This is a genomic window from Defluviimonas sp. SAOS-178_SWC (assembly GCF_039830135.1).
GTDB lineage: Bacteria > Pseudomonadota > Alphaproteobacteria > Rhodobacterales > Rhodobacteraceae > Albidovulum.
This window is the reverse complement of sequence record NZ_CP156081.1, coordinates 4,068,430-4,080,743: the sequence shown is the minus strand read 5'-3', so window position 1 is coordinate 4,080,743 and position 12,314 is coordinate 4,068,430. Positions and strand designations below refer to the sequence as shown.

Annotated in this window: 15 protein-coding genes; 10 read left to right on the top strand and 5 right to left on the bottom strand. The window is 66.4% G+C overall.

Going from position 1 to position 12,314, the window contains the following annotated elements; genetic code table 11:
* Positions 1–200: 200 nt before the first annotated feature.
* The gene (locus tag V5734_RS21130; RefSeq protein WP_347311571.1) at positions 201–683 is read right to left on the bottom strand and encodes an ATP-binding protein; all 483 of its coding nucleotides are present in this window, start codon (positions 681–683) and stop codon (positions 201–203) included.
* A complete protein-coding gene (locus V5734_RS21125; RefSeq protein ID WP_347311570.1) occupies positions 680–1,009 on the bottom strand; it encodes an STAS domain-containing protein in 330 nt (109 codons plus the stop codon). The genes V5734_RS21130 and V5734_RS21125 overlap by 4 nt, the downstream gene beginning before the upstream one ends.
* Before the next feature lie 91 nt (positions 1,010–1,100).
* Between V5734_RS21125 and V5734_RS21120 the strand changes: the two genes are divergently transcribed.
* The 3 genes from V5734_RS21120 (at position 1,101) to V5734_RS21110 (ending at position 3,590) form a co-directional block, all read left to right on the top strand.
* On the top strand, positions 1,101–2,279 hold the full coding sequence (locus V5734_RS21120; protein WP_347311569.1) for an acetyl-CoA C-acyltransferase: 1,179 nt from the start codon (positions 1,101–1,103) through the stop codon (positions 2,277–2,279).
* 73 nt (positions 2,280–2,352) lie between these two features.
* On the top strand, positions 2,353–2,808 hold the full coding sequence (locus V5734_RS21115; protein WP_347311568.1) for a GAF domain-containing protein: 456 nt from the start codon (positions 2,353–2,355) through the stop codon (positions 2,806–2,808).
* Entirely contained in the window at positions 2,808–3,590 is a 783-nt protein-coding gene (locus V5734_RS21110) for a GFA family protein (RefSeq protein ID WP_347311567.1), read from the top strand. The genes V5734_RS21115 and V5734_RS21110 overlap by 1 nt, the downstream gene beginning before the upstream one ends.
* A 30-nt stretch (positions 3,591–3,620) precedes the next feature.
* On the opposite strand, the gene V5734_RS21105 is transcribed toward V5734_RS21110, so the two are convergent.
* Positions 3,621–4,043 carry a VOC family protein gene (locus tag V5734_RS21105; protein ID WP_347311566.1) on the bottom strand — a complete coding sequence of 141 codons (423 nt, stop codon included), beginning with the start codon at positions 4,041–4,043 and terminating at the stop codon, positions 3,621–3,623.
* Between the two features lie 133 nt (positions 4,044–4,176).
* On the opposite strand from V5734_RS21105, the gene V5734_RS21100 reads away from it, so the two are divergent.
* From V5734_RS21100 to rpsO, 6 genes are all read left to right on the top strand, one after another.
* Positions 4,177–4,800, top strand: coding sequence for a LysE family translocator (locus tag V5734_RS21100; RefSeq protein ID WP_347311565.1), 624 nt, complete (start codon positions 4,177–4,179; stop codon positions 4,798–4,800).
* Between the two features lie 4 nt (positions 4,801–4,804).
* Complete coding sequence (locus V5734_RS21095) at positions 4,805–5,701, top strand: homocysteine S-methyltransferase family protein (protein WP_347311564.1); 897 nt, start codon at positions 4,805–4,807, stop codon at positions 5,699–5,701.
* A gap of 95 nt (positions 5,702–5,796) precedes the next feature.
* Positions 5,797–6,453, top strand: coding sequence for an RluA family pseudouridine synthase (locus tag V5734_RS21090; RefSeq protein ID WP_347311563.1), 657 nt, complete (start codon positions 5,797–5,799; stop codon positions 6,451–6,453).
* A complete protein-coding gene (locus V5734_RS21085; RefSeq protein WP_347311562.1) occupies positions 6,450–6,977 on the top strand; it encodes a DUF1643 domain-containing protein in 528 nt (175 codons plus the stop codon). Before V5734_RS21090 ends, V5734_RS21085 begins: the two co-directional genes overlap by 4 nt.
* A gap of 112 nt (positions 6,978–7,089) precedes the next feature.
* Positions 7,090–8,043 (top strand): calcium-binding protein, encoded by a 954-nt coding sequence (locus V5734_RS21080; RefSeq protein ID WP_347311561.1) that lies wholly within the window; start codon positions 7,090–7,092, stop codon positions 8,041–8,043.
* 153 nt (positions 8,044–8,196) lie between these two features.
* On the top strand, positions 8,197–8,466 hold the full coding sequence (gene rpsO, locus V5734_RS21075) for a 30S ribosomal protein S15 (protein ID WP_347311560.1): 270 nt from the start codon (positions 8,197–8,199) through the stop codon (positions 8,464–8,466).
* Between the two features lie 98 nt (positions 8,467–8,564).
* On the opposite strand, the gene V5734_RS21070 is transcribed toward rpsO, so the two are convergent.
* Entirely contained in the window at positions 8,565–9,035 is a 471-nt protein-coding gene (locus V5734_RS21070) for a nucleoside deaminase (protein ID WP_347311559.1), read from the bottom strand.
* 471 nt (positions 9,036–9,506) lie between these two features.
* Positions 9,507–9,866 (bottom strand): hypothetical protein, encoded by a 360-nt coding sequence (locus V5734_RS21065; protein ID WP_347311558.1) that lies wholly within the window; start codon positions 9,864–9,866, stop codon positions 9,507–9,509.
* Between the two features lie 275 nt (positions 9,867–10,141).
* On the opposite strand from V5734_RS21065, the gene pnp reads away from it, so the two are divergent.
* Positions 10,142–12,289, top strand: coding sequence for a polyribonucleotide nucleotidyltransferase (pnp, locus tag V5734_RS21060; RefSeq protein WP_347311557.1), 2,148 nt, complete (start codon positions 10,142–10,144; stop codon positions 12,287–12,289).
* Positions 12,290–12,314: the final 25 nt, after the last annotated feature.

The following is a 12,314-nucleotide window of genomic DNA, read 5'->3' as shown; positions in this document are numbered from 1 at the left end:
GACGTCAGGGCACCATATGGCTCACCCGAGGCGGCGGAGTTAATCCAGTCGTGAAAGGGAAAGACCTCGGCGCCGCGCAATGGGTGGGGGCTGTTGAACGCGGCGCCGAGGGAAGCCTTAAGCAGCTACGGGTCCCATCCTTGCGTGGCATTCGGGCCGAGTTTGGGAGTCATTGCGGCATATTTGCGGCGCTCTTCCCGCTACCGGGCGGTGAGAGGAATGCGGAACGTCAGCCTGTTCCGGCCGTCTTTCCGGCTGTAGGCGAGGTCCGCCGTCAGGTCGCGGATCAGCGCCCAGCCCCAGCCACCCTCGGCGAGATCGTCGATCGTGGTGGCGACGGTTCGCAGCTGTCTCTCCGGCAGTGCAAGACCGGGCATCGGACGGCCCCGATCCTCGATGACGCAATGAAGGTCGCCACCCGCCCGCCGGAGGTAAAGCGCGACCGGACCGGGCTGCATCTCCGCATACGCGTGTTCGGCGACGTTGTTCAGCACCTCCGCCAGGGCAAGTTCCAGCGCCCCGGCATCTTCCGTCGTGATCCGCCTGGCGAATCGCGCCACCGCGCCCCGGAGCGCGTCACGCACCGCGATCGGTTCGGCGATGAAGGCGGCCCGGAACAGATCGCCTCCCGGCGTCGTGCCCTGTCCCGCAGCTTCGGTTTTCGCAGCAGGTTCAGTCGTCATTCCCGACGTGGTTCCGGGGCGCTGGCATGGATCGGGAAGACGCTGTCCATCCGCGTCAGATGAAAGACCTTGCCGACATTCGGTGTCAGCGCCGCCAGCTCGAGCCGCCTTGCCGGGGCGAGGAACTTCATCACCGCGACGATGGCGCCGAGCCCGGAGCTGTCGATGAACATCACCCGCGAGAGGTCGAGGATGACCGGCCCGGCCCCGCCGCCGGTCATCTCGCGCATCCTGTCCTTGAACTGGATCGCGACGGCCGCGTCGATCCGCTCCTCGTTCACGCGCACGATCAGTGCGCCGTCTCCGGTGTCCGTCGAAAGGTTCATTGCTCTGCCCTCGGTCTTGTCACGCGAAGGCTAGACGCCAATCCTTACTATTCTGTATGCCTCTGGACGAAGGATCGGGAAGGAGTTCGGAATGGAAGAGGTTGTGATTGCCGGTGCCGCGCGGACCGCGATGGGGGGCTTCCAGGGCGCCTTTGCCGGGACAGATGCGGCGACGCTCGGCGGCGTCGCCATTGCCGCCGCGCTCGCCGATGCCGGTTCGACGCAGGACCAGATCGAAGAACTCCTGATGGGCTGTGTCCTGCCCGCCGGTCAGGGCCAGGCCCCGGCGCGCCAGGCCGGGTTCAAGGCGGGCCTGGGTGAGGGGGTGCCGGCCACGACGCTGAACAAGATGTGCGGCTCGGGCATGAAGGCGGCAATGGTCGCCTACGACCAGATCGCGCTCGGGTCGACCGGGATCATGGTCGCCGGCGGGATGGAGAGCATGACCAACGCGCCCTATCTCCTGCCGAAGATGCGGTCCGGCGCACGGCTCGGGCATGCGAACGCGCTCGATCACATGTTCCTCGACGGGCTCGAGGATGCTTATGACAAAGGACGCCTCATGGGCACCTTTGCCGAGGATTGCGCCTCCGCGTTCCAGTTCACCCGGGCCCAGCAGGACGACTACGCTCTCGCCTCGCTCTCCCGCGCGCTCGACGCCGAGCGCACGGGTGCCTTCTCGGGTGAGATCGCGCCCGTCACCATCACGACCCGCAAGGGCGAGACGACCGTCGCCGTCGACGAACAGCCGGCCACCGCGCGGCCCGAAAAGATCCCGACACTGAAGCCGGCTTTCCGCAAGGACGGCACCGTGACGGCGGCCAATTCCTCGTCGATCTCCGACGGCGCGGCCGCCCTCGTCCTCGCCTCTCGCGCCGCCGCCGAGGCGGCCGGCCTGAAGATCCGCGCCCGCATTCTTGGCCATGCCAGCCATGCCCATGCGCCGGCGGAGTTCCCGACCGCGCCGATTCCGGCTGCGAAGAAACTTCTCGCACGGCTAGGTTGGACGAAGGAAGATGTCGACCTCTGGGAAGTGAACGAGGCCTTTGCCGTCGTGCCGATGGCCTTCATGCATGAGCTGGGCATCGACCACGCCAAGGTCAACGTCAACGGCGGTGCCTGCGCGCTCGGCCATCCGATCGGCGCCTCCGGGGCGCGGATCATGGTGACGCTCCTGAACGCGCTCGAAAAGCGCGGCCTCAAGCGGGGCATTGCCGCCATCTGCATCGGCGGCGGCGAGGGCACGGCCATCGCCATCGAGCGCTGTTGATCTTCATCTTGCCAGAAATACCTTCGGGGGTCCGGGGGCAGACTGCCCCCGGCCGGCCGCAACAGGAGACCGCATGACTGTCGACTACCCCACGCTCGCCAAGGTGATCGAAAGCCTCGCCGAGGGCGAGGATGACATCGTCGCGCTGATGGCCACCGTCGCCTGCGAGGTGCACCAGTCCGATGCCCGCTTCGACTGGACCGGATTTTACCGCGTGACCGCGCCGGAAACCCTGAAGATCGGCCCCTATCAGGGTGGCCATGGCTGCCTCACCATCCCCTTCGCCAGGGGTGTCTGCGGCGCGGCGGCACGCACTGGCAAGGTCCAGCTCGTGCGGGACGTGGAGGCGTTCCCCGGCCATATCGCCTGCGCCGCCTCGACCCGGTCCGAGATCGTCCTGCCGGTCTTCGGCAAGGGCGGCCGGCTCATCGGCGTCTTCGACATCGACAGCGACCAGCCCGACGCCTTCACCGAAGAAGACGCCGACGGCCTTTCCGCGATCCTCGCGTCGGTTTTCGGCGCCCTCTGATGAGAGGGCGGGTCCACCGCGGGAGCTGCCTCTGCGGCGGCGTGGCCTTCGAGGCGGAGGCCCCGCTCGGCGACGTCATCGCCTGCCATTGCAGCCAGTGCCGCCGCACCTCCGGCCATTTCTGGGCCGGGAGCTTCGTGCCGCGCGCACGGTTCCGGCTTGTCTCTGCCGCCACGCTACGCTGGTTCCGCTCGTCGCCCGGCGTCGATCGCGGCTTCTGCGCGACCTGCGGCGCCTCGCTCTTCTGGCGGCCTGTGGACGGCACCGAGATCTGCGTCGCGGGCGGCGCGCTCGATCTGCCGACCGGGCTGAAGCTCGCGGAGCATTGGCATCGGGAAGACGCGGGGGACTACTACAGCCCGGAGGGCCCGCCACCGCCACCCGGCGACACGGCGCCGGAACTGCTCGCCTGTGCCTGCCTCTGCGGCGCCTGCGCCTTCGATCTTCCGGGACCGGCAGGACCAGTCACCGCCTGCCACTGCGCCCAGTGCCGCAAGCTCTCCGGCCATTACTCCGCCTCCTTCGACGCCGGCGAAGATTGCATGGAGTGGCGCCGCCGCGATACGCTCGCGGAATACCGGACCCCCGGCGGCGGAACCCGCGGCTTCTGCGGCCGCTGCGGGTCGAGCCTGTGGTTCCGCTCGGCGGCGGGCGAGGTCTCGGTCGAGGCGGGCTCGGTCCTCGGCCCGACCGGTGGCCGGCTCCTCGAACACATCTTCGTGGCGAGCAAGGGCGACTATTACGAAATGGACGACGGCCTGCCGCAATCGGGTGGCTGGTAGGCCAAACCGCCGCTCTGGCCGGAACCGGGATCAGATCCGCCGGCTCGGCACCCAGGCATAGCCGTTCTCGCAGAGGATCACGCATTCCCTCAGCCCGTGCGGCTTGTCCGCCGGTGCCTGCAGGATCGTCGCGCCGGCAAAGGCGGCGGCGCGGGCGGCTGCCTCGTCCGGATCGGTTTCGTAAAGCCGGATCTCGATCCCCGCCCCGCGCGCGCCTGCCTCGGGCAGAAGCGAGGGCAGGGGATGCGAATGGTAGGTGGCGTCGGAATGCAGCTGAAAGACCTCGCCCGCATAGGTCATGATCGCGAAATCCGCCGACAGCCGGTGCGCCGACATGCCGAAGACCTCGGTGAGGAACGCAGCGAGGGCCTTTACGTCGCGAACGAGGAGGTTGAGCCCGATCCCCTTGAGCGCCCGCCCGAAGTCCTTGGCTGAGACCGTCTCGAACTCCATCCGCCCCTCCATTGTCCCCCGGCAACGCTGCCGCGCTTCCGGGGAATCGTCAACGCCCGTCCGGGGGCCAGACCTCGGCGGCTTGACGCGGGCGGCGGTTTCCGTCAGCGCTGGCGGCAAAGGAGCCCGACCGATGTGGGAGACGATCCAGACCTTTCCCTCTGCCCAGCTTCTGGCCTTCACCCTGGCCGGGCTGATGCTGAACCTCACGCCGGGGGCGGATGTGATGTTCGCCACCGCCTCGGGGCTTCGGGGCGGGCCGCGAGCCGGGATCGCGGCCGGGCTTGGCGTCGGGCTCGGGGGCGCGTTGCACGTGACGCTCGCGGCACTTGGCCTTTCGGCGCTCATCGCGGCACATCCGGCGGCTCTGGGCGCGATCCGCTGGATGGGCGCGCTCTACCTTCTCTGGCTCGCCGTTCAGGCCTGGCGTGCCGGCCCGCCACATGCCGAGGAGCGCGGCGCGACCCGGCCCCTTCGTGCGCTCGGGCGCGGTTTTCTCGCCAATGCGCTCAATCCCAAGGTCATCCTCTTCATCCTCGCCTTCCTGCCGCAGTTCACCGATCCGGCCTACGGGCCGGTCTGGCACCAGATCGTGCTTCTCGGCGGGATCTTTACCGTTACCGGAACCCTGGTGACGATGGGCTATGGCGCGCTTGCCGGGGCGATGGGTCGGGCGCTTGGCCGTCGGCTCGGGATCTTGAACCGGATCGCGGCATTGGTCTTCGCCGGTCTCGCCGCCCGGCTGGTATGGGAGTGAGACGATGGCGGACATAATCCTTCTCGACGGTGGCATGGGCCAGGAACTCGTCGCCCGATCCGGCGACACGCCGACGCCGCTCTGGGCGACGCAGGTGATGCTGGATCACCCCGGCCTCGTCCGCGCCGTCCACGCGGACTACTTCGCCGCCGGCGCCACGGTGGCGACGACGAACACCTATGCGATCCATCACGACCGTCTGGTGAAGGCCGGCCTCGACGACCGCTTCGCCGCCCTGCACATGCAGGCGCTGGCGGAGGCCGCGAACGCCCGTGCCGAGAACGGGGCCGGCCGCATTGCCGCATCGCTCGGACCTCTCGTCGCCTCCTACCGCCCGGAAACGCATCCGCCGCATGCCGAGGCGGTGGGAAAATACGCCGAGATCGCCACCCTCCTTGCCCCCGCCGTCGATTTTTTCCTGGCGGAGACGGTGGCGTCGCTGGCCCATGCCAGGGCGGTTCTGGAAGGGGCGCGGGTGGGCGGCAAGCCGGTCTGGCTGTCGGTGACCGTCGACGACGAGGACGGAAGCCGCCTGCGCTCCGGCGAGGCGCTCTCCGACCTCGGACCGGTCCTGAAAGCCGGGGGCGCCTCTGCCGTGCTCGCCAACTGTTCGGCGCCGGAGGCTATGGCCGCCGCGCTCGGGGCGCTGCGGGGCTTCGGCCTTCCCTTCGGCGCCTATGCCAATGGCTTCCAGCAGATCACCAAGGACTTCCTGAAGGACAGCCCGACGGTCGACGCCCTCTCGGCGAGGCCGGAGATGACGCCCGAACGCTATGCGGATTTCGCGATGCGCTGGGTCGAGATGGGTGCGACGATCGTCGGCGGCTGCTGCGAAACGACCCCGGCCCATATCGCCGAGATCGCCCGGCGGCTGAGGGAAGCCGGTCACCGGATCGTCTGAACTCGGCCGGTCGCGGCGCGCGGCGGCGGGGATATTCGACCCAGGTGGGAACGCGAAGGGGTGCGGACGGCGCGGCTGCGTGTTAGGGGGCCGTCATGACCGACGCCGCCTATGCCCCGCCCGAAGAGCCGCTGCGCGTGATCCATGCCGATCACGCGATCCTCGTCGTCGACAAACCCGCCGGGCTTCTCACCGTCCCGGGCAAGGGCGAGGATCTGGCGGATTGCCTGATCGCGCGGGTGCAGATGGTGTTCCCCGAGGCGCTTCTGGTTCACCGGCTCGACCGCGACACGTCGGGCGCCATCGTTTTCGCGCTGACCCGGCACGCGCAGCGTGTCCTGTCGGCCCAGTTCGAGGGGCGCAAGACCAAGAAGGCCTATCGCGCCCGGCTCTGGGGGCATCTCGAACCGAAAGAGGGCCGCGTCGACCTGCCGCTGATCGTCGACTGGCCGAACCGCCCCCGCCAGCACGTGAACCACGAGACCGGCAAGCCCGCCCAGACCGACTGGAAGGTCCTCGGCCATGACGAGGACGGCACGACACGGGTGCGACTCTTTCCGATCACCGGGCGGAGCCATCAGTTGCGCGTCCACATGAGGGAGATCGGCCACCCGATCCTCGGCGACGCGCTCTATGCCGAAGGGCCTGCGCGCGATTTCCCGCGCCTCATGCTCCACGCCGAAAGCCTGCGCATCGCCCATCCCGAGACCGGCAAGGGGATGACGTTCACAGCCCCCTGTCCGTTCCGATGATCACCCGCCGGCACGAGGCCGACGGCACCCGGTCGGAGGCGCTCTATTCCGATTGCGAGGCCTATCGCTACCTCCTTAGCCGCGACTGGGGCGAAGGCGGGCGGCTCCTCTATATCCTCCTCAATCCCTCGACGGCGACCGAGGCGCGGAACGACCCGACGATCGAACGCTGCGAAAGGCGGGCGCGGGCGGCGGGGTTCGGCGGTTTCGCTGTGGCGAACGTCTTTGCCTTCCGGGCCACCGATCCGCGCGATCTGAAGCGGGCGGCGGAACCGGTCGGGGCGGCGAACGATGCGATCCTTGCCGAGGTCGCCACTGATGCCACCATGATCCTCTGCGGCTGGGGCGCGCATGGCGGCCATCTCGGGCGCGGGGATACAGTTGTGCGGCTCCTGCGCGCCGGGGGGCATCCGCTCTGGCATCTGGGGCTGACACAGGGCGGGCAGCCGCGCCATCCGCTCTATATCGGCTATGCGCGCGGGCCGGAACGTTGGGTAAACGGCGGGGAAAATGCCGACAATTGATGCCAAAGGGCTGACGTTGGCCCGTTCTTAACACTCCTCCGCTTCACTGGCCCCTGGGGTGCGCCGGTCATGGGGATGTCCAGCCCGGGAAACGTTGGGGTGCGATATGCTCATGCTGGCCAGTCTGTTCGGGATTCTGATGGTGGGGGCCGCCGTGGATTTCACCGGCATACTTAAATCGGAGGATGACGACGCGGACGAATGCCCTGCGTCCGGAAATGGCGCCCAGCCCGAAAACACCATCGAAGGCACGCCTCTGGCCGAGATCATAGCCGGCGGCGCCGAATCCGAAGCGATGTTCGGCCATGGTGGCGACGATCAGATCGGCGGCTACGAGGGGGCCGACACGCTCGATGGCGGTGAAGGCGCGGACGATCTGCACGGTATGGCGGGCGACGACACGATCATCGGTGGCAAAGGTGACGACACGCTCCACGGCGAGGATGGCGAAGACTGGCTCGACGGTGGTGCGGGTGACGATCTGCTTTCGGGCTACGAGGACGACGACGATCTTTTTGGCGGCGACGGCAACGATGCGCTCATTGGCGGTGGCGGGGCCGACCGGTTCGACGGGGGCGCGGGCGACGATGCGCTCGAAGGGTCCGACGGCGACGACACGCTGTTCGGCGGGGTCGGGCAGGACACGCTCATGGGCGGTGACGGCAATGACGTGCTCGATGGCCGCGTCACGGCCGATGGTGCGCCCGACACCGATGGGCGCGATTTCCTGAACGGCGGGCGCGGCGACGACACGATCCTCGTCGGCCAGGACGACTGGGCCGACGGGGGCGAGGGCGCGGACGCCTTCGTCCTGCCGGGGTGGCTGGGCGGGGCCGAGGGAACCGCGACCATCGTTGACTATGATCCCGCGGAGGATCAGCTTGTCGTCGTCTTTGACCCGGCCGGACATCCCGATCCCGAGATCACCGTCGAACCCGACGATGGGACCGAGGGGGCGGTGCACATCCTTCTCGACGGCGCGGTCATCGCCCGGGTGCTCGGCAATCCGGACCTGACTGCGGACGACATCACGCTGGTCGCACAGAACGAGGTGCAGGCGGCGTGACCCCCTGATCCGACCGCCGCGATTGAGGCTTTCCTTTCGGAGGAATCTCCCCTATACGCGCGCATCCGCTGGAAATGGCGGATGCTTCTCCAAGGGCCCTGCTGGACGACATCCCGGCTTGTGCCATGACCTCTGACCCGAAAGGAGACCCCGATGTCGATCACTGCTGAAGAAAAAGCCCGCGTGATGAAGGAATTCGCGACCAAGGAAGGCGACACCGGTTCGCCCGAAGTTCAGGTCGCCATCCTGTCCTCGCGGATCGCCACGCTGACCGAACACTTCAAGACCCATGCGAAGGACAACCATTCGCGCCGGGGCCTTCTGAAGCTCGTCGCGCAGCGCCGCAAGCTTCTGGACTACCTCAAGAAGAACGACGAAGGCCGCTATCAGACCCTGATCCAGCGCCTCGGTATCCGCCGCTAAGTCGTTCCCCTCGATGGAACGGAACGTCCGTGCCGAAAGGTGCGGGCGTTTTTCATTGAGGCGGCCGTTTCGATCCAGGGAAGATGCCCAGCCGCAGGCTATCGCCGCCAGAAGCCACGGTGCGGAGCGAGAAGCTCATCTTCAATTTCGGGGAAGGGGCCGTGCACCTCGATGGCCTTCTGTCCGGAGCCGAGCACGGTGCGCGCAGGCAGATTCATTGTCGGGTTCTCGGCATGGTCACCGGTCAGTGCGAGGAGCTGCGTTTCTTCGTAACCATAAACTAGGCATCCGATATTAGCCCAATAGAACGTGCCGGCGCACATGGCACATGGCTCGCCAGTCGTGACCAGTGTGCAAGACCAGAGGAACTCCGGCGAGTATGCGGCTGCGGCGCGGCGCGCGAGCTCCGTTTCGGCGTGACGAACCGTGTCGATATTGCCCTGACGCATAAGGATCGTGGCGTCGGGGCCGACCAGTACCGCACCGAACGGATGATGACCGTGGTCGGCCGCACTGCGGGCAACGTCGTTGGCTTCGAGAAGGTAGGTGATCATCTGGTCGTGGGTCATGTCGGGCCGCCTAACGTGCATGGGATGAGGCAAATCACTCGTCAGGGGGGGGGAATTGATCCCCACCCTGTGCTTTGAGAACATACCACGGAGTGTGTAGCCCGAAACTCCAAAGGACCGGGCCAGCAGGAGGTCCACTCCGTTCCGCAGTTCCGAAATGCCAAAGCGTGCCTTGTCAACTCCCGGCTTCCGAACCCGCCAGCTTTCCTGTTTGGCCTTCGTCCCTCTGTGACCTGAGCCAATCCCCCCGGGTGTGCGTTTTGGCTTTCGGGCATTGGTGAAACCTTCACGCTCGCCGCATTCCCGGAGCAGTCCGGTTCAGGTCTTCGACTTGCCCAAATATGCGCGGTCCGTTCCGTCTGACTTCGAGAAATCGGAGAGCATCCAGGCAGCCATAGAACGACCGGACCCGTGGATGCCGCGGGTTGGAGAGGGCGAGCCGCGCGCCCGCCCTAAATCCGGCCATCCGCTCTAATCCGCCGAAATGGCATAGCGATGCAGCCAAGTCCGGTATGCCGCGTAGCCCTTTTCATTCGTCATCGCCTTTGTCTTTGCGGGCATCCTGACATATCGCTCCAACGTCACGCCATCCAGGAAGGACAGTTTCATGGCAAGAAAGAGGACGGAACACATTACCGCTTCGCTCTCGCCGAGGATGCGGATCAAGGCGGCATCCGAACACGCGCTGTATTCGTGGTATAGGTCCTGTCGGTAGGTTTCGAGCGCGTCGTGGTTTGAACCATCCGGTCGCACAAAGGAATTTACGTGGCGGGCGTCTGATGCGTCCGGAACCGTCAGGCCGGCCACCACGAGTAATGCCATCCTGAACATGGCACCTCCCCCCCGGGGGCTAATTGCACCCGATTAATCGAGTGTGTTCGATCGGGGAGTGCAAAGCAAGGACGTTGACCGGCAGGCGCGGTTTCATGCCATGACAACTCCCCGCTTCCCAACCCGCCGGTTTTCCTGTATGGCCCCCCTCCATCTGTGACGTGAGCCCATGCCCCCGGGCGCATGCGAAGGATTGGGGGCGGCGGCAATGGGGCCGCCATGCAAAAGGGGAGACACGGGATACGCCCGTGGGTGCTCCCAAGAGGAAACGACATATGTTCAACGTGACAAAGAAATCCATCCAGTGGGGCCAGGAAGAGCTCTCGCTGGAAACGGGGAAGATCGCGCGTCAGGCCGACGGCTCGGTCATCGCCACTCTGGGCGAGACCAGCGTCATGGCCAACGTGACCTATGCCCGCGAGCAGAAGCCGGGCCAGGACTTCTTCCCGCTGACCGTCCACTACCAGGAAAAAACCTATGCCGCCGGCAAGATCCCGGGCGGCTTCTTCAAGCGTGAAGGGCGCCCCTCCGAGAAGGAGACGCTGACCTCGCGCCTGATCGACCGTCCGATCCGCCCGCTGTTCGTGCCGGGCTTCAAGAACGAAGTCCTCGTCATCGTCACCGTGCTCAGCCATGACCTCGTGAACGATCCCGACATCGTCGGCATGATCGCGGCCTCTGCCGCGCTGACGATCTCGGGCGTGCCGTTCATGGGCCCGATCGGCGCCGCGCGCGTCGGTTTCTCGAACGGCGAATACGTGCTGAACCCCGAAGTCAGCGACATGGACCAGCTGCGGATGAACCCCGAGCAGCGGCTCGACCTCGTCATCGCCGGCACCAAGGACGCCGTGATGATGGTCGAATCGGAAGCCTACGAGCTTTCGGAGGCCGAGATGCTCGGCGCGGTGAAGTTCGGCCATGACGCGATGCAGCCGGTGATCGACCTGATCATCGACTTCGCCGAAGCCTGCGCCAAGGAACCGTTCGACTTCCAGCCGGCCGACTATTCGGCGCTTTATGCCAAGGTGAAGACGCTCGGTGAAACGGACATGCGCGCCGCTTTCGCGATCCGCGACAAGCAGGAGCGGGTGAACGCGATCTCCGCCGCGCGCGACGTGGTGAAGGCCGGTCTTTCGGAAGAAGAATTGGGCGATGCCAATCTCGGTGCGGCGTTCAAGAAGCTCGAAAGCTCGATCCTGCGCGGCGACATCATCTCGGGCGGCGCCCGGATCGACGGCCGCGATACGAAGACCGTGCGCCCGATCGTCTCCGAGGTCGGCATCCTGCCCCGCACCCACGGTTCGGCGCTGTTTACCCGCGGCGAGACGCAAGGTTTGGTGATCACCACCCTCGGCACCGGCGATGACGAGCAGATCATCGACGCGCTGCACGGCAACTACCGTTCGAACTTCCTCCTGCACTACAACTTCCCGCCCTACTCGGTCGGCGAGGTTGGCCGCTTCGGCCCTCCGGGCCGTCGTGAGATCGGCCACGGCAAGCTGGCCTGGCGCGCGCTTCAGGCGGTTCTGCCGGCGCCGACCGATTTCCCGTACACGATCCGGGTCGTTTCGGAGATCACCGAATCGAACGGCTCCTCCTCGATGGCGTCGGTCTGCGGCGGGTCGCTTTCGATGATGGATGCGGGTGTGCCGCTGAAGGCGCCGGTCGCTGGCGTCGCGATGGGTCTCATCCTTGAAGAGGACGGCCAGTACGCCGTTCTGACCGACATCCTCGGCGACGAGGATCACCTCGGCGACATGGACTTCAAGGTCGCGGGCACCGAAAACGGCATCACCTCGCTCCAGATGGATATCAAGGTCGCGGGCATCACCCCGGCGATCATGGAGCAGGCGCTGGCCCAGGCCAAGGACGGCCGGATGCACATCCTCGGCGAGATGGCCAAGGCTCTGTCCGCCGGTCGGACCGAGTTCTCGGCCCACGCGCCGCGCATCGAGACGATGACGATCCCGACCGACAAGATCCGTGAAGTGATCGGCTCTGGCGGCAAGGTCATCCGCGAGATCGTGGAAACCTCGGGCGCCAAGGTCGACATCAACGACGACGGCGTCATCAAGATCGCCTCGGCCAACGCCGACTCGATCAAGAAGGCCTACGACATGATCTATTCGATCGTGGCCGAGCCGGAAGAGGGCAAGGTCTATACCGGCAAGGTCGTGAAGCTCGTGGACTTCGGCGCCTTCGTCAACTTCTTCGGCAAGCGCGACGGTCTGGTCCACGTGTCCCAGATCGCCAACAAGCGCCTGCAGCATCCGAACGAGGTGCTGAAGGAAGGTCAGGAAGTGAAGGTCAAGCTTCTCGGCTTCGACGACCGTGGCAAGGTCCGCCTTGGCATGAAGATGGTCGATCAGGAAACCGGCGAGGAGATCGCGCCGGAGAAGCAGGAAAAGGCCGACGCCGAGTAAGGCGACGCACTCCCGAAAAAATTGG

Bases quoted from the DNA above. Each gene is read 5' to 3' on its own strand.
- V5734_RS21090 (WP_347311563.1), top strand. From the start codon at position 5,797: ATGACCGACGCCGCCTATGCCCCGCCCGAAGAGCCGCTGCGCGTGATC.
- V5734_RS21100 (WP_347311565.1), top strand. From the start codon at position 4,177: ATGTGGGAGACGATCCAGACCTTTCCCTCTGCCCAGCTTCTGGCCTTC.
- V5734_RS21070 (WP_347311559.1), bottom strand. From the start codon at position 9,035: ATGACCCACGACCAGATGATCACCTACCTTCTCGAAGCCAACGACGTT.
- V5734_RS21115 (WP_347311568.1), top strand. From the start codon at position 2,353: ATGACTGTCGACTACCCCACGCTCGCCAAGGTGATCGAAAGCCTCGCC.
- V5734_RS21130 (WP_347311571.1), bottom strand. From the start codon at position 683: ATGACGACTGAACCTGCTGCGAAAACCGAAGCTGCGGGACAGGGCACG.
- V5734_RS21085 (WP_347311562.1), top strand. From the start codon at position 6,450: ATGATCACCCGCCGGCACGAGGCCGACGGCACCCGGTCGGAGGCGCTC.
- V5734_RS21110 (WP_347311567.1), top strand. From the start codon at position 2,808: ATGAGAGGGCGGGTCCACCGCGGGAGCTGCCTCTGCGGCGGCGTGGCC.
- V5734_RS21105 (WP_347311566.1), bottom strand. From the start codon at position 4,043: ATGGAGTTCGAGACGGTCTCAGCCAAGGACTTCGGGCGGGCGCTCAAG.
- V5734_RS21120 (WP_347311569.1), top strand. From the start codon at position 1,101: ATGGAAGAGGTTGTGATTGCCGGTGCCGCGCGGACCGCGATGGGGGGC.
- V5734_RS21080 (WP_347311561.1), top strand. From the start codon at position 7,090: ATGCTGGCCAGTCTGTTCGGGATTCTGATGGTGGGGGCCGCCGTGGAT.
- pnp (WP_347311557.1), top strand. From the start codon at position 10,142: ATGTTCAACGTGACAAAGAAATCCATCCAGTGGGGCCAGGAAGAGCTC.
- rpsO (WP_347311560.1), top strand. From the start codon at position 8,197: ATGTCGATCACTGCTGAAGAAAAAGCCCGCGTGATGAAGGAATTCGCG.
- V5734_RS21065 (WP_347311558.1), bottom strand. From the start codon at position 9,866: ATGTTCAGGATGGCATTACTCGTGGTGGCCGGCCTGACGGTTCCGGAC.
- V5734_RS21125 (WP_347311570.1), bottom strand. From the start codon at position 1,009: ATGAACCTTTCGACGGACACCGGAGACGGCGCACTGATCGTGCGCGTG.
- V5734_RS21095 (WP_347311564.1), top strand. From the start codon at position 4,805: ATGGCGGACATAATCCTTCTCGACGGTGGCATGGGCCAGGAACTCGTC.